This window comes from Bradyrhizobium jicamae (assembly GCF_018130215.1).
In the GTDB taxonomy this organism is placed as follows: Bacteria; Pseudomonadota; Alphaproteobacteria; order Rhizobiales; family Xanthobacteraceae; genus Bradyrhizobium; species Bradyrhizobium jicamae_A.
This window is the reverse complement of the sequence record NZ_JAFCKQ010000024.1, coordinates 1-20,189: the sequence shown is the minus strand read 5'-3', so window position 1 is coordinate 20,189 and position 20,189 is coordinate 1. Positions and strand designations below refer to the sequence as shown.

The window sequence follows — 20,189 nt, the reverse complement described above, 5'->3', positions numbered from 1 at the left end:
CCGCGGATCCGTTTGAAATCCCATGTAAACCTGCCGAAAAATCCGGTATTTCCGTTTCCGCTCGTTACCATTTTATGAAACTGCCCCAGTTGCGGCGCAATACGGCCATCACTATTGTGGCGAGTCGCCGCCGCGCCAAGGAGAGTCCATGTTCCTGCCGTTCCGGAATCCGTCACGTGCACTCGTGCTGGCGATCACCGCCGTCGCAGGATCGGCCCTGGTGAACGCGCCGGCTGCGGCCGCTGCCGGCGGGCCGTTTCTCGCGCACCAGGCGCTCTATGACCTCAGCCTCGTCAAGTCGCGCGGCAACAACGCGATCAACGATGCGCGCGGGCGCATACTCTACAATTTCTCCGGCAATTCCTGCGAAGGCTACACCTCGGAATTTCGCCAGGTGTCCGAGCTCGACAGCGGCGAGGGCAAGGTGACGCTGTCGGACCTCCGCTCGACCTCCTGGGAGGACGCAGCCGGCAAGAGCTACCGCTTCAAGATCGACACCCGCATGAACGACAGCCAGCCCTCGCCGGTGGACGGTGTCGCCGAGCGGGTCGGTGACCACATCACCGTCAAGTTGACGGAACCGGTGAAGAAGACCTTCGATCTCGACGGCAAGACCGTGTTTCCCACCGAGCAGATCCAGCACATCATCGCGGCCGCCCGCGAGGGCAAATCGGTGCTCGAGCTCACCGTCTATGACGGTTCCGACAATGGCGAGAAGGTCTACAACACACTGAGCGTGATCGGCCAGCCGATCCCCGGCGACCACGCGCCGACGTCACCCGACCCGTCGACCTCGAACGACGCGATGAAGTCGATGACGCGCTGGCCGGTGACGGTGAGCTATTACGACCGCGACGCCCGGGCAAAGGACGGCGAGCAGACGCCGGCCTATGCGATGTCGTTCGAGCTCTACGAGAACGGCGTCTCGCGCGCCCTCGTGCTCGACTACAACGATTTCGTGATCTCGGGCGCGATGGACAAGTTCGACGTCAAGGCCTCCAAGCCCTGCAAGTAGGTTTCGTCGTCTCTCGGCTCGTCGTCCCGGCTTTCGCCGGGGCGACGGCGGAGCAAGTGGTGAGACTCGGTATGGCCTGAAACGCCAGAGCCGGATACGCTTCCCCCAAACATGCGTGTCAGGGAGGCACATCATGAGCAAGCACGAGCATCTCCGCCCAAGCGGGCTTCACCACAATCCGGCCTATTCCCATGTCGTCGTCGCCTCGGGCGCGCGCACCATCTACATCTCGGGACAGGTGTCGACCGACGAGGAGGGACGGGTGGTCGCCCCCGGTGATCTCGCCGCGCAGACGACGCAGGTCATGCAGAACCTCGGCTTGGCGCTGAAGTCTGCCGGCGCCACTTATTCAGACATCGTCAAGATCACGACCTTCGTGGTCGGTTACAAGCCCGAGCTTCGGCCGATCATCGGTAAGGCGCGCTCCGCGTTTTTCGAGGGCATGGAGCCGCCCGCAAGCACGCTGGTCGGCGTCACCGCGCTTGCGGCGCCGGAATGGCTGATCGAGATCGAGGCGATTGCGGTGGCGGACTAGGCGCGACGCCTTTTCCCGTCATTGCGAGCCGCGAATGCGCGCCCGATGCTCTGCAATTTTGTCGCGAGCTCCTCGCAATGACCGGCTGTTGGCGAACTACTCCTCCGCCTCTTTCTTCAACCCCTCATAGGCAATGCCCCTGATCACGGCGGCATCGCCGAACTTCTTGCGCAGATTGTCCATCGCGCGCTCGGCATGGGCGGAGCGGCGGTCAAGCATGTCGGCGTCGTTGGCGAGAGAGCCCGGCCGCAATGCACTGACGCCGGTGCCCATCAGGCGGAACGCGGTGCCGTCGATTTCCCTCGCCAGCATCTCGCGCGACACCGCGAAGATCTTGGCGGCGAGCTGGGTCGGCGTCTGGATCGATTGCGAGCGGGTGCGCTGGCGGAAGTCGGCGGTCTTCAGCTTCAGCGTGATGGTGCAGCCGGCAAGCTCGCTGGTCTTCAGCCGCGCCGAGACCTTCTCGGACAGCTTCCAGAGCAGTTTTTCCAGCGTCACGAAGTCGCGGATGTCGGTCTCGAACGTGGTCTCGCTCGAGATCGTCTTGGCGCCCCGATCGGGCACCACGCGGCGGTCGTCGATGCCGCGCGCAAGCCGCCACAGCCGGCGGCCTTCGCTCGCGAACTGCTTCATCAACTCGTTCTCGTCGGCGCGCTGCAGGTCGGCGATGAGGCGGAAGCCGCGCTGAACCAGCTTTTCCTGCGTCGCAGGCCCGACGCCGAAGATGAAGCCGACAGGCTTGTCGGCCAGCATTTCGCGCGCCTCGTCCTGGTCGAGTGCAGCAAAGCCGCGGGGCTTGTCGAGGTCGGAGGCGATCTTGGCCAGGAACTTGTTGCAGGAGAGGCCGACCGACACCGTGATCCCGATGTCGCGCTCGACGTCGCGCGCGAACTTCGCCAGCACCTTGGCCGGGATCATGCCGTGAACGCGCTGCGTGCCGGACAGGTCGAGGAACGCCTCGTCGATCGATAGCGGCTCGACCAGCGGGGTCAGTGCCTGCATGGCGCGGCGTACCTCGCGCCCGACCCGGACATATTTCGTCATGTCCGGCGGGATCACGGTGGCATCCGGGCAGAGTTCCAGCGCCTTGAACATCGGCATCGCCGAGCGGACGCCGTAGGTGCGGGCGATGTAGCAGGCGGCGGAGACGACACCGCGCCTGCCGCCGCCGATGATGACGGGCCGGTCGGCGATGTCAGGATTGTCGCGCTTCTCGACCGTCGCGTAGAACGCGTCGCAATCGATATGCGCAAGTGCCAGCGCGGGGAGGGTGCGTTGGCGCACCAGCCGGGGCGAGCCGCAATGGCTGCATCGCTTCGCCTTGATGTCGAGATCGCCGAGACAGTCCCGACAGAAACTGAGGGGGCCGTCCAATGCTGCCGGCGCCGTCGTCACGGCACGTCGCGCTCCCATTTTGGGTCGCCCAGCACTTGGTGGGCGGCGGCGATGTTGGTCGGGTGGAGTTCCGAGACTGTCGCGAACGCCTTGACCGTGGCATCGTCGCGCATCACGAAATCGAGCACGCTCGCAAGAAATTGAGGGTCGGATGCGGCGTTCCGCAGCGTCTCCGGCCCAATTCCCGTCTCAGCCAGGAACAGTCCCAGCCGTTCAGGATCGCCGGCGATGAAGCTCAGCGCCTGAATCGCAACGATTTCAGCGACTTCCCGAGGGTTGTGAACAGGCTTTTTCAACGCGCCGGTTTGCCTTTCCGTTAACTTATGGTCTCTAATGAGAGGCCCATCATGCCCGAGTCTTCCGAACGTGTTCAAGCAAACGGAAACCACACACCGGAAGTTGGCGTTCGGGTTTAACGGGTTGGATCGATTCTGGCGCTAGTTTGAATTCACAATTTCTACGCGCCCCAAGCGCGGTGCGTGAGGCGCCGCAGCCGGGTCCGTTTCCGAGGTTTGGGAGGGACGGGATGGCCAAAACCGTCCTGATCGTGGAGGACAACGAGCTCAACATGAAGCTCTTTCGCGATCTGTTGGAAGCGCACGGCTATCAGACCTCGGGCACGAGCAACGGGTTCGAGGCGCTCGATCTCGTCCGCAAGCTGCGTCCCGATCTGATTCTTATGGATATCCAATTGCCGCAGGTATCCGGCCTCGAAGTCACGCGCTGGATCAAGGATGATCCGGAGCTGCGCGCCATCCCGGTGGTCGCGGTGACCGCCTTTGCCATGAAGGGCGATGAAGAGCGCATCCGCGAAGGCGGCTGCGAAGCCTATTTGTCCAAGCCGATCTCGGTCGGCAAATTCATTGAGACTGTCCGACGCTTCATCGGATAGGGGATTGGAGTTTCGATGTCCGCGCGTATCCTCGTGGTCGATGACGTTCCGGCGAACGTCAAGCTGCTCGAAGCCCGGCTGTCGGCCGAATATTTCGATGTACTGACCGCATCAAACGGCACCGAGGCACTGGAGATCTGCACGCGCGCGGAATGCGACATCATCCTGCTCGACGTCATGATGCCCGACATGGACGGCTTCGAGGTCTGCCGCCGGCTGAAGTCCAATCCCGCGACCCATTTCATTCCCGTCGTCATCGTCACCGCGCTCGACAGTCCCTCCGATCGCGTTCGCGGTCTCGAGGCCGGCGCCGACGATTTCCTCACCAAGCCGGTTTCCGACGTCGTGCTGATAGCGCGCGTGCGCTCGCTGACGCGGCTGAAGATGATGACCGATGAGCTGCGCATGCGCGCCATCACCTCGCTCGAGATCGGCATGCAGGCGCCCGAGCGCAGCGCGATCGCCGACAAGGGCAAAGGCGGTCGCATCCTGCTGGTCGACGACCGTCCCTCGTCCTACGAGAAGCTGGCGCCGGTTTTGTCGAGCGAGCACGCCGTCGATGTCGAGACCAATCCCTCGGAAGCGCTGTTCCATGCGGCCGAAGGCAATTACGACCTGCTGATCGTGTCGCTGAGCCTCGACAATTTCGACGGCCTGCGGCTGTGCAGCCAGGCGCGCTCGCTGGAGCGCACGCGACAGGTGCCGATCCTGGCGATCTCGGATGCCGACAACAACGCTCGCCTGATGCGCGGGCTCGAGATCGGCGTCAACGACTACCTGCTGCGACCAGTCGACAAGAACGAGCTCCTGGCGCGCGCCCGTACCCAGATCCGCCGCCGCCGCTACACCGATCACCTGCGCGACAACGTGCAGAACTCGATCGAGATGGCGATCACCGACGCGCTGACCGGCCTGCATAACCGCCGCTACATGGAAAGCCATCTCGGCACGCTCGCCGAACAGGCCTCGATGCGCGGCAAGCCGCTCGCGCTGATGATCCTCGACATCGATTACTTCAAGGCGATCAACGACACCTACGGCCACGATGCCGGCGACGACGTGCTGCGCGAATTCGCCGTCCGCATCCGCAAGTCGATCCGCGGCATCGATCTCGCCTGCCGCTATGGCGGCGAGGAGTTCGTGATCGTGATGCCGGAAACCGATCTCCATGTTGCCGGCACGGTCGCCGAGCGGCTGCGCCGCTCGATCGCCGGCGAGACCTTCGCGGTCCACAAGGGCGCCAAGCGGATCGAGGTCACGATCTCGATCGGTCTCACCACGCTGGAACGGAAGGGCGAGCCGGTCACCGACGTGCTCAAGCGCGCCGACACAGCGCTCTATCGCGCCAAGCACGACGGTCGCAACCGCGTGGTCTCGGCGGCGGCGTAATCGGCTTTCGTAGCCCGGATGAAGCGAAGCGCAATCCGGGGCATCGCGCCACCTGGACAGGCCTTCCCGGATTTCGCTGCGCTCCATCCGGGCTACGGGTGCTCCTACCGTCCGCGCCTCACCGCGTCATACGCCATCCGCTTGAACTCGAACGAGAACGGATGCACGAACGCCATCTGGCGCTGCGCCATCATCACGCCGGCGACGTTGGCCTTCGGACAGATCCACCACTGCGTGCCTGCGACGCCGCCCCAGTAGAATTCACCGGCAGCATCGGGATGATCGATCGGCGAGGGCGTCTGGATGATGCCGCCGGCCAGTCCGTGGACCTTGCCGGGCTGTTCGCCCATCATGGCGAAGCGGATCCACTGTCCCTCGGGCAACTGGTTGGTCATCATCAACGCGATCGTCTCCGGCCTGAGCAGCGTCGGTCCGCCGGGCAGCAGGCTTCGGATCAGTGCGACCATGTCGGGCATCGTCGACACCAGGCCACCGCCGCCATTGAGCCTTGCGACCGGGCTCAGATAGGCGCCAGGGAAGGGCGCATTGTCGGTGCGGGTGAGGCCCGGCTTCATCGGCTCCATCAGGTCGGCGCCGGCGTAGTAGGCGACGAGGCGGCCTCGATCCTTCTGCGGAACGACGAAGCCGGTATCGACCATGCCGAGCGGATCGAGGATGCGCGCCTGGATGAACTTGTCGAAGGTCTGGCCGCTGATGACCTCCACCAGCCGCGCGACCACGTCGATCGCGAGCGAATACTCCCACGACGTGCCCGGCTGATAGATCAGCGGCAGGCCGGCCAGCACATCCACCATCTCGGCCAGGGTCGTATTGGGATTGTGCACCCCGCGCTCGTTGAGGGCCTTGAAGATGACGGTGCCGGGGTCGAAGAAACCATAGCTCAGACCGGAACTGTGGCTCAGCAACTGACGGATGGTGATCGATCCCTTTGCAGGCTCGGTGTCGTCGAGCGATGTCGCGCCCGGCCGCAGGACCTTGCGATTGCCGAGTTGCGGAATGTATTTCTCGATGGGGTCGTCGAGCTGGATGCGGCCTTCCTCGAATAACAGGAGCGCCGCGCAGGAAGTGATCAGCTTGGTGTTGGAGAAGACGCGGAAGATGTGGTCGGTCCGAAGTGGAATCTGCGCTTCCTTATCGGACCACCCGACGCAGCTGACGTCGACCAGTTCGCGGCCGACCATCACCGCCGACGATATGCCGGACAAGAGATCGTTGTCGATGTAACGCTGCATGGCCGCGCGCGCCGGTGCAAAGTCGTAGCCGCTGGCGGTCACCTTCAGATCTTCCATGGTCGCTCCCTCATTGTGCCGCGGCCCGTTCAAGTGGCCATGGGCAATCTCGCCTGACGGAATATCCTGTCGGAGATGCCGTCCGGCACCGTCAGCGCTACCAATCAAACGTGACTGCGCAACGCAACCGGATTCAGGATGCAGGCTTCTTCACCGAGGTCACGGCCTTGTCGACCTTCACCCCGGCATTGGCGAGCAGCACGCGCGCGGCTTCCCGGGCCGCACGCGCCATCGCCGGATCGTCGCGCACCAGGTCCTGCGCGATCGAGCCGTCGACCAGCAGCACAAGCTGCGTCGCAACTCCCTCGGCATCGGCGACGCCGAGCTGGTTCAGCAGGTCGCGAAACCAGATACGGCGGCTCTCCTTGAAGGCGACGGCGATCTTGCGGACGGCCCGAACATCGGGCCCGAGCTCGGCCACTGCGTTGACGAACGGGCAGCCGCGGAAATCCCGCGACGCGAAACGCCGCTCCAGCGAATCGAAGGTCGCAAGGATCTGTTCGGCCGGCGGCTTGTCGGACGGGCGTGGCTGCACGAAGCGGCGCTCGAGATAGGCTTCGATCAGCGCGTCCTTCGAGGGGAAGTGGTTGTAGAGCGTGCGCTTGCTGATGCCGATCTTGGCCGCGATGGTGTCGACGCCGATGGCGCGGATCCCTTGCAGGTAGAACAGCCGGTCGGCGGTCTCAAGGATCCGCTCCTTCATGGTCTGTTTGGGAGGCGGGGAAGCCATGCGTCGGCCGAACTCCTCGTCGCTTGACAGCAGGGGCCTTGTATAGACTAATTACACAGGTCTGTGTAACTGAAAAATACGGGAATCGCAGGCCGCGGCACGCGCGCCGCGTCGCCATGGGAGAACAAGAACAATGCCCCTGCTGAAGGTCCTGCGTCCCACGCTTCCGATCCTGATCGGCGCATCGATCATGCTCACGCTGAGCATGGGGCTGCGCCAGAGCCTCGGCATCTTCCTGCAGCCGCTGACCCGCGACATCCACATCTCGGTGTCCGACTTCACGCTGGCGCTCGCCGTGCAGAACCTCGCCTGGGGCTTTCTGCAACCGATGGCCGGCGCATTGACCGTGCGCTACGGCTTCCGCCCGATCATGCTGCTCGGCACGCTGCTCTACATCGCCGGCCTCGTGCTGCTGACGACTGCGCACGGGCTCTTGAGTGTCATGATCGGCGGCGGCCTGCTGATCGGCACATCGCTTGCCTGCACGGCCAATGCGATCGCAATGTCGGTCGCGGCGCGCGCGGTGCCCGAGACGGTGCGCTCGACGGTGCTTGGCATCGTATCGGGTGTAGGTTCGCTCGGCGCACTGATGTCGGCCCCGATCGGCCAGATGCTCAATGAAGGCTTTGGCTGGCGCATCGGGCTCGCCGGCTTCGTGATCCTGTCCGTCTTCATGATTCCGGCTGCGTGGTACGCCGGCCGCGTCGACAGTGTTCCGCTGCCGAGGCCCGCGGGCGACGATATCGGCAATGCGACCGCTGTAACGGCGGCAAAGACCGCGTTCGGTAACGCCTCCTTCGTTGTGATGACCGGCGCCTACATGGTCTGTGGCATGCAACTCGTCTTCCTCACCACGCATCTGCCGTCGTACCTGGCGATCTGCGGGCTTGATCCGATGCTGAGCGCGCAGACGCTCGGCATGATCGGGGGCTTCAACGTGCTGGGCTCGCTGTTCTTCGGCTGGGCCGGCCAGCGCTGGAACAAGCTCGCGCTGCTGGGCGGCATCTACATCTTCCGCTCGCTGGCCTTGGCCTGGTACTTCATGCTGCCGGCAACACCCGCCTCGACGCTGCTGTTCGGCGCCATCATGGGCTTCCTCTGGATGGGCGTCGGTCCGCTGGTGGCGGGCGCAGTCGCCGAGATGTTCGGGCTGCGCTGGCAGGCGATGATCCAGGGCCTTGCCTTCATGAGTCACCAGGTCGGCAGCTTCCTTGGCGCCTACGGAGGAGGACTGATCTACGACACGTTCGGCTCCTACACGATGGCCTGGCGCATCGGTGTGGCGCTCGGACTCGCCGGCGGCATCATCCAGGTGGCGTTCGCGCTGATCCGGCCATCGCAGCCGCCGCTGCTCAGGACCGCATAGCGTTCCGGTCCGCTGGATTCCGACCGCCGCCAATCGAGGCGGCGGCCGTCGATCGCTGCTTATTTGTTCATCATTTGCAGCAAGATCATGCAGGCGTGCACGGCGCGTGCTTTCGCGTGCAACAAAAGCGGAAGCTATTCAGCGCTTTATCCGGGCCGCATCGGTGGCACGAATCTTGATTGAATCTGCTCAAGAAATGGTACGGACCCCTCGCTGAGGGGCCGACGGGGACGCATGGGAAGGGCTGGCCGTGATGAGGCTAGTCGGCGTCAATCTGCAGACATCCGAGCCCGACGGCCCTCGCTGCGCCGTCGAGAATGAAGGCCTTGTGCCTTACGCCATGCGGCGATCTCCGCATTCGGCGCCGCGCGCATTGCTGCGGTCGGACATTGCGGAACCGGATGATCAGGTCACCACTGACGCATTCGCGTTCACCCGCCGGGTGAGCCCGCGCGCGACCCGAAAAATAGCTCCGAACACCGAGATCTCTTGCGACGGGAGGACGATGATGGAGTTACGGACAGACACGCGCCAAAAGCTCGTGAGGATTGTGGTTGCTTTCCTGGGGGTGGTGACCCTCTATCTGCTGTTCAGCGACCTTGCGTTGGCTGAGGACGCCGCGACACCGCCGGCCTGCGGCGGCAAGATCCTCGAGAAGTGCACGCCGAACCCCGGTGACACCGCGTGGATGCTCACCTCCGTCGCGCTGGTGTTGATGATGACGGTTCCAGGCCTCGGCCTGTTCTACGGCGGCATGGTGCGCAAGAAGAACGTCGGCGACACGGTGATGACCAGCTTTGCCGTGACCTGCCTGGTCACGATCCTGTTCGCCGTCCTGACCTATAGCCTCGCATTCCGGTCCGGCTCGCCGTTCATCGGAGGCCTGGACCGGATGTTCCTCAAGGACATCCTGAGCGACATCGGGAAGGGCGGCATAGGCAACCCCAATCCGCTTGCCGCGACGATTCCGGAGTCCGTCTACATCTGCTTCCAGATGACGTTTGCGATCATCACGCCCGCGCTGATAGCCGGCGCATTTGCCGAGCGAATGAAGTTCTCGGCGATGCTCTGGTTCATCGGGCTCTGGGCCATCTTCGTCTATGCGCCGATCGCGCACTGGGTCTGGGGGCCTGACGGGATATTCTCGGCGGGCAACGATGCCGCCTGGGTGAAGGTGCTGGATTTCGCCGGCGGCACGGTTGTTCACATCAACGCCGGCGTGGCCGGGCTGATGTGCGCGATCATGCTCGGCAGGCGCGTCGAGACGGGACCGGCCCATAACATGGTGCTCACCTTCATCGGCGCCTCGTTGCTGTGGGTCGGCTGGTTCGGTTTCAATGCCGGCTCCGCCGTCACGGCGGGAATGCAGGCGGGCATGGCCATGCTGGTGACGCAGATCGCGACCGCCGTCGCCGGCTTCACCTGGATGCTGGTCGAGTGGGCGCTCAAGGGCAAGCCGACCGTCGTCGGCATCTGTTCGGGCGCGGTTGCCGGCCTCGTGGCGATTACGCCGGCGTCCGGTTTCGTCGGGCCGGTCGGCGCCTTTGCCATCGGTGTCGCAGCCGGTGTCTGCTGCTACTGGGGATGCACCGGCCTGAAGCGCATGTTCAGCTACGACGACGCGCTGGATTGCTTCGGCGTCCATGCCCTCGGCGGTATCGTCGGGGCGCTGCTGACCGGGGTGTTCGCGGTCGAGCAGTATGGCGGAACTGCGGGGGTTCTGGAGGGAAATCCTGCCCAGTTCGTCAACCAGTGCATTGGCGTCGCCACCGTGTTCGTCTACGATGCGGTGGTGAGCCTGATCATTCTGTTCGTGATCAATCTCTTCGTCGGCCTGCGCGTGACGAAGGATATCGAGCGCGAAGGGCTTGACCTCGCGCTGCATGGCGAGGTCGTGCAGTAGCAATGGGGGATACTCCGTGGAGGCCGGCGAACGGCGCCGGCCGCGCGGATCAAACCTGTTCGAGGTAGTCCCATGAACTGGTTCTATTGGGATACGGCTTGGTCGCTGTTCTTCAGCCTCATTTGGTTCATGACCATCACCCACAATCCGGATGCGCAGATCCGCGACGCGCATCTGCGCGATGACGCCTTCCGCGGCTAGCTCCGGTAGTAGCGCCACATCCTGAGGACCGTCCGATGGATCTCGTCGGGCGCGCGGTCGAACGGCTCCAGATCGACGCGCACCACGCCGCGATGATCCATCCGCCACGGCAGGCGCATCAACACGCGATAGGCCGGCCGCTTCCGCCAGTCGGCGACGAGCGCGCTGCCAATCGGCGCATCGAGCGCGATCTGCAGTTCGTGAATGGTCATGGCCCGCTCGGCGATCTCCACCAGATCGATCCGAGCGATGGCGCGCCAGCGGATCAGCCCGAAGGCCTGGATGAAGATGCCATATTGATTGGCACCGACGGTCGGCCGCCCGGTCTCCAGCAGTGGGATGTTGTAGTAGGTGAAACCGGCCGCGGCGGCCGCAAGCGGCAGCCAATAGAGCGCTCCCGTGATCCACGCGGCGGTCAGGAAGATCGCGGCCAGCGCAGCCGTGACATAGACGGGAAAGTAGATGTCCTCGCGCCCATAGGCGACCGAGTAGCCTCCGACATGTCCTTCCTCGAGCGGTGCGATCATGTGAACCCACCGCCTGGAACGCAGAAGGGACGACACTCACCGCAAAGCAAAAACGGGGCCGCGAGGCCCCGTTCCGAACATCCACGTCAGCGGATATTACTTGATCTTGGCTTCCTTGAACTCGACGTGCTTGCGCGCGACCGGGTCGTACTTCTTCTTGACCAGCTTGTCGGTCATGGTGCGCGAGTTCTTCTTGGCGACGTAGAAGTAGCCGGTGTCGGCCGTCGACACGAGCTTGACCTTGATTGTGACCGCCTTGGCCATATGCAAAACCTCGAAAATGCAGGGGTATCGGGAGCCGGCCAAATCGGCCCGCGTTTGGCCGGGAAACTAGCCAGAAACGGCCCAAAGTCAAGGATTTGACTGGCCCGAACACCCGGATTTCGGGAACTTTTGCTGCAAATACAGCGATTTTCGCCGAACCCGACGCGTCGGACCGCCGGCCACGGCCTGTTCCCATGACCAGCGCTTGCCGCTAAGGCGCGAAGAACTGGTTCTTCGGCCGCGGCAGGCCCAGATTTTCGCGCAGCGTCGTGCCTTCGTACTCCTTGCGGAAGATGTCGCGCCTCTGCAATTCGGGCACCACCCGGTCGACGAATTCGAACAGCCCCTGCGGCAGATAGGGGAACATGATGTTGAAGCCGTCGCTGCCGCGCTCCGTCAGCCACTGCTCCATCTGGTCGGCGATGGTCTTCGGCGTGCCGACGAAGGCGAGCCCGCCATAGCCGCCGACGCGCTGGGCGAGCTGGCGCACGGTCAGCTTGTCGCGCGCCGCCACGTCGACGAGGCGCTGGCGGCCGCTCTTGCTGGCATTGGTCTCCGGAATAGGCGGCAATTGTCCGTCGGGATCGAAGCCCGAGGCATCGGTGCCGAGGACCACCGAGAGCGAGGCGATAGCGCTCTCATAGTGTACGCGGCTGTCGAGCAAGGCCCGCTTCTCGCGGGCCTCCTCGTCGCTGTCGCCGACCACGACGAACGCGCCTGGCAGGATTTTCAAGTGCTCGGGATCGCGGCCGATCTTCTCCATGCGACCCTTGATGTCGGCATAAAGCTTCTGGCCGTCCGCGAGGCTGCCGCCGCCGGTGAACACGGCCTCGGCGGTTTCGGCCGCGAGCTGCCTGCCGTCCTCGGATGCGCCGGCCTGCACGATCACGGGCCAGCCCTGCACCGGGCGGGCGATGTTGAGCGGACCGCGCACCGAGAGATATTTGCCCTTGTGATCGAGCACGTGCATTTTCGAAGGGTCGAGGAACAGGCCGGATTCCACATCGCGCACGAACGCGTCGTCGGCGAAGGAATCCCACAGGCCGGTGACGACGTCGTAGAATTCGCGGGCGCGCTTGTAGCGTTCGGCGTGCTCCATGTGATCGTCGAGCCCGAAATTCAGCGCGGCATCCGGATTGGACGTCGTGACGATGTTCCAGCCGGCGCGGCCGCCGGAGATGTGATCGAGCGAGGCGAAGCGGCGGGCGACGTGATAGGGCTCGTCGAAGGTGGTCGAGCCGGTCGCGATCAGGCCGATGTGCTCGGTGACGGCCGACAGCGCCGAGAGCAGCGTGAACGGCTCGAACGACGTCACCGTGTGGCTGCGCTTCAGCGCGTTGATCGGCATGTTGAGCACGGCCAGATGGTCGGCCATGAAGAAGGCGTCGAACCTGCCGGCCTCGAGCTTTCGGATCAGTGTCTTGATATGGCCGAAATTGAAGTTGGCGTCCGGCCAGGCTCCGGGATAGCGCCATGCGCCGGTGTGGATGCTGATCGGCCGCATGAACGCGCCGAGCTTGAGTTGACGCTTCGCCATTGCCCCGTTCCGTCCTTGATGTCGTTAGCGGAACAGATAGGGAGGCGGTGCGCGGCGCGCCATCGGGAAGATTATTTTGTTTTTGCGAGCTCCCTCGACAACGTCATTCCGGAGCGCGCCCCGGAATGACGCGCCTCATATCACGCCCCCAGCACGTCCTTGTGCATCTTGCCGCCATAGAAATGGAAGAACGGCACGGCTGCGTCGTGGCGGAGCGGGCCGGTGGCGAGGCGGCGGTCGAGCTCGGCGAGCACGTTCTTGGTCATCGCATGCGCATCCGCGAGCGGCTCGGAGCCGATCTCGACCCACACCAGCTCGACCAGCTCGGCATCGGCATGAACCACGCCTTCGACGCGGTGCGCGATCGTCGAGGCGTCGGCGGTGAAGAAGCGGGTGTCGAAGCGGCGGACGCGGCCGGGTGGCGTGATCGCGCGCGCGATCAGGAACAGGCCGGACGGATCGGGCAACAGGCCTGCATCGGCGAACGGCTTCCACGCGCCTTCGAGTTTCGCCGTCTTCTCGACCTTGCGACCGAGGCAAAGTCCCGTCTCCTCGCAGGCCTCGCGGATCGCGGCATTGGCGAGCGCACGCGCGCGTCCCGCAGTGATCTTCGGACTGCCCTTCAGGAGATTGGCCTCGAGCTCGGCGGTGATCGGCGCGGCGACGGGAACGCGGTTGTCGGCCGTGTCGACGCGGCCGCCGGGGAAGACGTATTTGCCCGGCATGAACACGACCTTGTCGTGGCGTTTGCCGACCAGCACCTTCGGCCTCGCGCCGGAGCGGTCGATCAGGATCAGCGTCGCTGCATCCTTCGGCCGGAAATACGGATGATGATCGGGTTCTTTTTCCCCCTGGTGGACGGCAGCGGCAGCTTCAGTCATTTCATCCCTTTCGGCTCTTGTTGGCGTCCGGTTTAGCTAGACCGGCGGGATGTCGCTAGGGGCATTTTCGTCAAAGCCATGCATGCGCAGGGCCCATTGCAGCCCGATCACGGCTCCCTTGACCGGTTGCAGCAGCGCGAGCGACGCAAACAGCGTGAATGGCAGATAGATCGCAAGTTGCAGCCACACCGGCGGCGAATAATCGGTCTCGACGATCAAAGCCGTCGGTACCACGATATGGCCGACGATGATGATGACGAGATAGGCGGGCAGATCGTCGGCGCGATGCGGCGAGAAATCGAGATCACAGACCGGACAGTGGCCGTCGCATTTGAGGAAGGCGCGGAACAGTTTGCCCTGGCCACAACGCGGACAGCGGCCGCGGAACCCGCGCTTCATCGCGCCCCACAGGTCGCGCTTCTCGGGATTGGCCGTGTCGCGGGTCCAGACAACCGTAGGCGGGGTCACCGTTTCCATGACTTGCCTCGCTTCGACTTGCCGGGCTTCTGCTTGGCCGGCTTGCGGTCCTTGCTGCGCGCCTTCCGCTCCTTGTGCGCCTTGACGCGCCGCCCGGCTCTTTCGCCATCGCGTTTTCTGCCACGCGGAATGGCCTGCCCCTCGGATAATAGCTCAAACCGCAGCGCACCCGCTATGGGGGCGGCTTCGACCAGGCGCACGTCCACCACGTCGCCGAGCCGGTACATGATCCCGCTGCGCGAGCCGATCAGCGCGTGGCGGGTCTCGTCGTAGTTGAAATATTCTGACCCGATTGTGCGGATCGGGACCAGCCCGTCAGCGCCGGTGTCGTCGAGCTTCACGAACAGGCCGGCGCGGGTCACGCCGGAGATGCGGCCCTGGAAGCTGGCGCCGACGCGATCGGCGAGGAAATGGGCGATCAGCCGGTCGGCGGTCTCGCGTTCCGCCTTCATCGCGCGACGCTCGGTGACGGAGATCTGCGCTGCGATCTCGGCGAGCGTCTCCATCGTTTCGTCCGGCGGCAGCGCGCCTTCGCCGAGGCCGAGCGCGCGGATCAGCGCACGATGCACGATCAGATCGGCATAGCGGCGGATCGGCGAGGTGAAATGCGCGTAGCGGCGCAGGTTCAATCCGAAATGCCCATAATTCTCGGCGGCATATTCGGCCTGCGCCTGCGAGCGCAGCACCACCTCGTTGACCAGCGGCTCGTAATCTTCGCCGGCGACCTGCGCCAGCACACGGTTGAACTGCGAGGGCCTGAGCGCACCCTGCTTGGTGAAGGGCAGGTCGAGCGTCTTCAGAAATTCCTGGAGATTGTGAACCTTCTCCTGGCTCGGCTCGTCGTGCACGCGGTAGATCAGCGGCAGGCCCTTCTTCTCCAGCATCTCGGCCGCGGCGACGTTCGCAAGGATCATGAACTCCTCGATCAGCCGGTGTGCATCGAGCCGCTCGGGAATCACGACGCGGTCGACGGTGCCGTCGGGCTTGAGCAGGATCTTGCGCTCGGGCAGATCGAGGTCGAGCGGGTCGCGTTCGTTGCGCGCAAGCCTGACCAGCTCGTAGGCCGACCACAGCGGTTTGAGGATCGGATCGAGCAGGGGACCGGTGGTGTCGTCCGGTTTGCCGTCGATCGCGGCCTGCGCCTGCGCGTAATTCAGCTTCGCGGCCGAGCGCATCAGCACCCGATGGAAGGTGTGCGAGCGCTTGCGGCCGTCGGCGCCGATCACCATCCGCACCGCGAGCGCGCCGCGCGGCTCGCCCGGCACCAGCGAGCACAGATTGTTGGAGATGCGCTCGGGCAGCATCGGCACCACGCGGTCGGGGAAGTAGACCGAGTTGCCGCGCTGGAGCGCGTCGCGATCGAGTGCCGAGCCCGGCCGCACATAGAAGGCGACGTCGGCGATCGCGACATGAACGACGTAGCCGCCTTTGTTGTTCGGATCGGGGTCGACCTCGGCATGGACGGCATCGTCGTGATCCTTGGCGTCGGGCGGATCGATGGTGACGAGCGGCACGTCGCGCCAATCCTCGCGGCCCTGCAAGGTTGCAGGCCTGGCGTCCTCGGACTCGCGGATCGCGGCCATGGAGAACACCTGCGGGATATCGTGGGCGTTGATTGCGATCAGGCTGATCGCCTTCTCGCTCGCGATCGAGCCGAGGCGCTCCTTGACCCGTCCCGAGGCAAGCCCATAGCCGCGGCTGCGGACCAGATCGACACTGACGAGATCGCCGTCCTCGGCCTCGCCGGTATCGTGCCTTGCGATGTTGAGCTCGCGGCCGGCCTGCTTTTTGTCGACGGGGATCAGCCGGCCGCTGCCGTCGGGGTTACGGCGGAAGATGCCGAGGATGCGGCTCCGCGCATGGTCGATCACCTTGATGACGCGGCCGCGATAGGGCGCGCCGTCGCGCTCGTCCGTGATCTCGACGCGCAGCAGCGCACGGTCGCCGACGCCGGCTGACGTGCCGGGCTTCGGCCGCCGCGGCGTTTCGATCCGGATCTTGGGTGCGCTGCCGTTCTCTTCGGTGTCCCACTCGGCGGGCGTGGCGATCAATTCGCCATCGCTGTCGCGGCCGGTGATGTCGGCCAGCACGGTCGGCGGCAGCGCGGCCGGCTGGTGCATCTTGCGGCCGCGCTTGGCGACCGTGCCGTCGTCTGCGAGCTCGCGCAGGATTTTCTTCAGCTCGACGCGGTCGGCGTTCTTCAGGCCGAACTCGCGGGCGATCTCGCGGGTGCCGACCTTGCCTGGATTGGCGCGGATGAAGGCGACGATGGCGTCCCGGGCCGGAAAGCCATGGTCTTTTTTAGCTTTCACTTATCCTCTTGCCTTGCCGGCGCTCTTCTTCGCGGGCGGTTTGGTTGCCGCGGGCTTCGCGGCCGAGGTTTTTGCAGCCGACGAGACCGGGGCGCGCGCCTTGCTGGTCGCGCCCGAATTCGGCTTGGCGGCAGCCTTCTTCGCCGCGGCCTTCTTGGCGTCGGCGTCGCCATCGGCCTTGTCGGCAGCCTTTTCCTTCTTGGCGGGCTTCGCAGCCTTCGCCTTCTTGGCCTTGCCGCCGCCCTTGGCCGCGCGCTCGTCGATCAGCGCGATCGCTTCCGCCAGCGTGACTTCGTCGGGCGTCTTGTCGCTCGGGATCGTCGCGTTGACGCCGCCCGCGGTGACATAGGCGCCGTAGCGGCCGTTCTTCAGCGCGACTGCGCCAAGTGAAGGATGGTCGCCGAGCGGCTTGCCCGGGTCGGCGCCGAAACGGCGGCCGCTCGGACCCTTCGCGACCTTCTCGGCGATCAGCGTCACGGCGCGGTTGAGCCCGATGTCGAACACCTCGTCGCCGGCCTCCAGGCTGGCATAGGTCTTCTCATGCTTCACGAACGGCCCGAAGCGGCCGAGCCCGGCGGTGATCGGCTGGCCGGTCTCCGGATGCTTGCCGATCTCGCGCGGCAGCGACAGCAGCTTCAGCGCAAGCTCGAGATCGACATCGCCGGGCGAGGTGCCCTTCGGAATGCCTGCGCGTTTCGGCTTCTCGCCGTCTTCGTAATCCTTCTGCTCGCCGAGCTGGATGTAGGGCCCGAAGCGGCCGGCCTTCACCGCGACATCGAGGTCGGTCTCGGGATCCTTGCCGAGGATGCGGTCGGCGCTCTCGGCGCTGTCGGCGGCGAGGGGACGGGTGTAGCGGCATTCCGGGTAGTTCGAGCAGCCGACGAACGCGCCGAACTTGCCGGCCTTGAGGTTGAGCCGGCCGGTGCCGCAGGTCGGACATTGCCGGACATCGCCGCCATCGGCGCGGGGCGGATAGATGTGCGGGCCCAGCATCTCGTCGAGCGCATCGAGCACCTCGGCGACGCGGAGATCCTTGATGTCGTTCACCGCGCCGATGAAGCCGCGCCAGAAATCCTGCAGCACCTGCTGCCAGGCCACCTCGTTGTTGGAGATGCGGTCGAGCTGCTCCTCGAGGTCGGCGGTGAAATCGTATTCGACGTAGCGCGAGAAGAAGTTCTCGAGGAAGGCGACCACGACGCGGCCCTTGTCCTCGCCATGCAGCCGCTTCCTCTCGAGCTTGACGTAGCCGCGGTCCTTCAGCACCTGGAGGATCGAGGCGTAGGTCGAGGGACGGCCGATGCCGAGCTCTTCCATCCGCTTCACCAGCGAGGCTTCCGAGAAGCGCGGCGGCGGTTCGGTGAAATGCTGGGTGACAGCGAGGCTCTGGCGCTTCACCGCTTCGCCCTCGCTCATCGCCGGCAGTCGGCGCGAATCCTCGTCCTCCTCGTCGTCACGGCTTTCCTGATAGAGCGCGAGGAAGCCGTCGAACTTGATGACCTGGCCCGAGGCGCGCAGCTCAAGCACGCGCGATCCGGCCTTGGCCTCGATGTCGACGGTGGTGCGCTCGAGCTCCGCCGATTCCATCTGGCTCGCAACGGTACGCTTCCAGATCAATTCATAAAGCCGCGCCTGATCCGCATCGAGCCGGCGGCCGATGCTGGCGGGACGCCGCGACAGATCGGTCGGGCGGATCGCTTCGTGGGCTTCCTGGGCGTTCTTGGCCTTGGTCTGGTACTGGCGCGGTGCATCGGGCACGTAGGCGTTGCCGTAATCCTCGCCGATCACCTTGCGCGCCTGGGTGATCGCGGACGGATCGATCTGCACGCCGTCGGTCCGCATATAGGTGATGAGACCGGTGGTCTCGCCGCCGATGTCGATGCCCTCGTAGAGCCGCTGGGCGATACGCATGGTATGCGCCGGCGCGAAGCCGAGCTTGCGGCTCGCTTCCTGCTGCAGGGTCGAGGTGGTGAAGGGGGCCTGCGGGTTGCGCCGCGCGGGCTTGGCCTCGACGGTCGCGACCGTGAACAGCGCGGCTTCGATGGCCTTTTTGAGGTCCTCGGCTTCCGCACCGGAGCCGATGTCGAGGCGCTGGATCTTCTTGCCGTCGGCGCCGACGAGTCGAGCCTCGAAGGCCTCGCCGCGCGGCGTCAGCAGCGTCGCGACCAGCGACCAGTATTCCTTCGGCACGAACTTCTCGATCTCGAGCTCGCGGTCGCAGACCAGCCGCAGGGCGACCGACTGCACGCGACCGGCCGAGCGCGCGCCGGGCAGCTTGCGCCACAGCACAGGTGAGAGGGTGAAGCCGACCAGATAGTCCAGCGCGCGGCGCGCCATGTAGGCATCGACCAGCGCGCCGTCGATCTGGCGCGGCGCCCTCATGGCCTCGGTGACCGCCTGCTTGGTGATGGCGTTGAAAACCACGCGCTCGACCCTCTGGTCCTTCAGCGCGCGCTTCTCCTTCATCACTTCGAGCACGTGCCATGAGATCGCTTCGCCCTCGCGATCAGGGTCGGTTGCGAGGATCAGGCGGTCGGCACCCTTCAGCGCCTTGGCGATATCGTTGAGCCGGCCGGCGGCCTTGGCGTCGACCTCCCAGATCATCTGGAAATTGGCGTCCGGATCGACGGAACCATTCTTGGCAGGGAGGTCGCGGACATGGCCGAACGACGCCAGGACCTCATAGGAGGCACCCAGATATTTGTTGATCGTCTTGGCCTTGGCCGGCGACTCCACAATGACGATATTCATGTCATTCCAATAGCTTATGGGGAAACTTGAAGACGGGTTCCACTAGACTCGCGACCCGCCATGTCGGGCCGAACATGGGTGCTGAGGCGGCCCCTGTCAAATCGACAGATATTGAAAGCGGTACCTTCCGTGCCGGAATCCTATCCCCAGAGTTGAAAAATACGCCCCAGAGTTGCGGCGGAATCCGGCGTACCTCTCTTTATATTGGTGGATGGGGAGCAGACTTCTTTGGACAGGGCCGGAGGCGGCGGCGATTGGCGGCCGCGTGGTAAAGACATGCGTTCTCGCGACATGAACTGTCCGAGTCTTGCCCTTCGTTTCGCCGCTCTGTGAGCAGAGGGCGCAGGGAAAGCCGGGTGCCGATCGCACCCATGGGCCCCGTGCAATGTAGAAAGCACGGGGGTAGGACCACAGGTGTAACCGGGAACAACCCGGCTTTCCCTGCGCGATGGGTTACGGCTTATACGTACTCTCCCCGGTGAGACTGGGCTTGCTTGTCACCGTCTCGCGAAGATGCTTTCGCATCTCGCGGGAGACACCTGCCACTAGGGCGTCAGGCCTGCACGATTTCGCCGTCCGCTATCCGCCGCGACCGTCAATCGCGACATCAGCGTCCACCGCATCCCACCACAACGTTCGTGACGATCGCGAGCGCCCCTCGAGCGGGTGAGACGGGAAATCTATACACTGATTTGCCGTTACGATAA

General features: G+C 64.7%; 18 protein-coding genes. 7 read left to right on the top strand and 11 right to left on the bottom strand.

Annotated elements, in window-relative coordinates:
* The first annotated feature begins 148 nt into the window (after nucleotides 1-148).
* The gene (locus tag JQ586_RS23665; RefSeq protein ID WP_212397026.1) at nucleotides 149-1,015 is read left to right on the top strand and encodes a cell envelope integrity EipB family protein; all 867 of its coding nucleotides are present in this window, start codon (nucleotides 149-151) and stop codon (nucleotides 1,013-1,015) included.
* 133 nt (nucleotides 1,016-1,148) lie between these two features.
* Entirely contained in the window at nucleotides 1,149-1,550 is a 402-nt protein-coding gene (locus JQ586_RS23660) for a RidA family protein (protein ID WP_212397025.1), read from the top strand.
* A gap of 96 nt (nucleotides 1,551-1,646) precedes the next feature.
* On the opposite strand, the gene JQ586_RS23655 is transcribed toward JQ586_RS23660, so the two are convergent.
* A complete protein-coding gene (locus JQ586_RS23655; RefSeq protein ID WP_212397024.1) occupies nucleotides 1,647-2,963 on the bottom strand; it encodes a DNA polymerase IV in 1,317 nt (438 codons plus the stop codon).
* The gene (locus JQ586_RS23650; RefSeq protein WP_212397100.1) at nucleotides 2,942-3,241 is read right to left on the bottom strand and encodes a DUF3572 domain-containing protein; all 300 of its coding nucleotides are present in this window, start codon (nucleotides 3,239-3,241) and stop codon (nucleotides 2,942-2,944) included. Before JQ586_RS23650 ends, JQ586_RS23655 begins: the two co-directional genes overlap by 22 nt.
* Before the next feature lie 230 nt (nucleotides 3,242-3,471).
* Between JQ586_RS23650 and JQ586_RS23645 the strand changes: the two genes are divergently transcribed.
* A complete protein-coding gene (locus JQ586_RS23645; protein WP_027538546.1) occupies nucleotides 3,472-3,837 on the top strand; it encodes a response regulator in 366 nt (121 codons plus the stop codon).
* A gap of 15 nt (nucleotides 3,838-3,852) precedes the next feature.
* Complete coding sequence (locus JQ586_RS23640; protein ID WP_212397023.1) at nucleotides 3,853-5,226, top strand: PleD family two-component system response regulator; 1,374 nt, start codon at nucleotides 3,853-3,855, stop codon at nucleotides 5,224-5,226.
* 104 nt (nucleotides 5,227-5,330) lie between these two features.
* Here JQ586_RS23640 and JQ586_RS23635 read toward each other — a convergent pair whose 3' ends face one another.
* The gene (locus JQ586_RS23635) at nucleotides 5,331-6,536 is read right to left on the bottom strand and encodes a serine hydrolase domain-containing protein (protein WP_249148010.1); all 1,206 of its coding nucleotides are present in this window, start codon (nucleotides 6,534-6,536) and stop codon (nucleotides 5,331-5,333) included.
* A 133-nt stretch (nucleotides 6,537-6,669) separates the two neighbouring features.
* The gene (locus JQ586_RS23630) at nucleotides 6,670-7,266 is read right to left on the bottom strand and encodes a TetR/AcrR family transcriptional regulator (RefSeq protein ID WP_212397022.1); all 597 of its coding nucleotides are present in this window, start codon (nucleotides 7,264-7,266) and stop codon (nucleotides 6,670-6,672) included.
* Between the two features lie 133 nt (nucleotides 7,267-7,399).
* Between JQ586_RS23630 and JQ586_RS23625 the strand changes: the two genes are divergently transcribed.
* From JQ586_RS23625 to JQ586_RS41165, 3 genes are all read left to right on the top strand, one after another.
* Nucleotides 7,400-8,632 carry an MFS transporter gene (locus JQ586_RS23625; RefSeq protein WP_212397021.1) on the top strand — a complete coding sequence of 411 codons (1,233 nt, stop codon included), beginning with the start codon at nucleotides 7,400-7,402 and terminating at the stop codon, nucleotides 8,630-8,632.
* 508 nt (nucleotides 8,633-9,140) lie between these two features.
* Nucleotides 9,141-10,535, top strand: coding sequence for an ammonium transporter (locus JQ586_RS23620; RefSeq protein WP_409334558.1), 1,395 nt, complete (start codon nucleotides 9,141-9,143; stop codon nucleotides 10,533-10,535).
* 72 nt (nucleotides 10,536-10,607) lie between these two features.
* A complete protein-coding gene (locus JQ586_RS41165) occupies nucleotides 10,608-10,736 on the top strand; it encodes a hypothetical protein (protein ID WP_283815477.1) in 129 nt (42 codons plus the stop codon).
* On the opposite strand, the gene JQ586_RS23615 is transcribed toward JQ586_RS41165, so the two are convergent.
* The 7 genes from JQ586_RS23615 to topA all read right to left on the bottom strand — a co-directional run bounded on the left by JQ586_RS23615 (nucleotide 10,733) and on the right by topA (nucleotide 19,482).
* Nucleotides 10,733-11,263 carry a hypothetical protein gene (locus tag JQ586_RS23615; RefSeq protein ID WP_212397019.1) on the bottom strand — a complete coding sequence of 177 codons (531 nt, stop codon included), beginning with the start codon at nucleotides 11,261-11,263 and terminating at the stop codon, nucleotides 10,733-10,735. The genes JQ586_RS41165 and JQ586_RS23615 overlap by 4 nt on opposite strands.
* Before the next feature lie 96 nt (nucleotides 11,264-11,359).
* Nucleotides 11,360-11,527, bottom strand: coding sequence for a 50S ribosomal protein L33 (gene rpmG, locus JQ586_RS23610; protein ID WP_212397018.1), 168 nt, complete (start codon nucleotides 11,525-11,527; stop codon nucleotides 11,360-11,362).
* A 211-nt stretch (nucleotides 11,528-11,738) separates the two neighbouring features.
* The gene (locus tag JQ586_RS23605; RefSeq protein ID WP_212397017.1) at nucleotides 11,739-13,064 is read right to left on the bottom strand and encodes an LLM class flavin-dependent oxidoreductase; all 1,326 of its coding nucleotides are present in this window, start codon (nucleotides 13,062-13,064) and stop codon (nucleotides 11,739-11,741) included.
* Nucleotides 13,065-13,204: 140 nt separating this feature from the next.
* Nucleotides 13,205-13,945, bottom strand: coding sequence for an NUDIX domain-containing protein (locus JQ586_RS23600; protein ID WP_212397016.1), 741 nt, complete (start codon nucleotides 13,943-13,945; stop codon nucleotides 13,205-13,207).
* Nucleotides 13,946-13,981: 36 nt separating this feature from the next.
* The gene (locus tag JQ586_RS23595; RefSeq protein ID WP_212397015.1) at nucleotides 13,982-14,422 is read right to left on the bottom strand and encodes a DUF983 domain-containing protein; all 441 of its coding nucleotides are present in this window, start codon (nucleotides 14,420-14,422) and stop codon (nucleotides 13,982-13,984) included.
* Nucleotides 14,410-16,734: a ribonuclease R gene (gene rnr, locus JQ586_RS23590; RefSeq protein WP_212397014.1), complete on the bottom strand. Its 2,325-nt coding sequence runs from the start codon at nucleotides 16,732-16,734 to the stop codon at nucleotides 14,410-14,412. The genes JQ586_RS23595 and rnr overlap by 13 nt, the downstream gene beginning before the upstream one ends.
* Complete coding sequence (topA, locus tag JQ586_RS23585) at nucleotides 16,735-19,482, bottom strand: type I DNA topoisomerase (RefSeq protein ID WP_212397013.1); 2,748 nt, start codon at nucleotides 19,480-19,482, stop codon at nucleotides 16,735-16,737.
* Nucleotides 19,483-20,189: the final 707 nt, after the last annotated feature.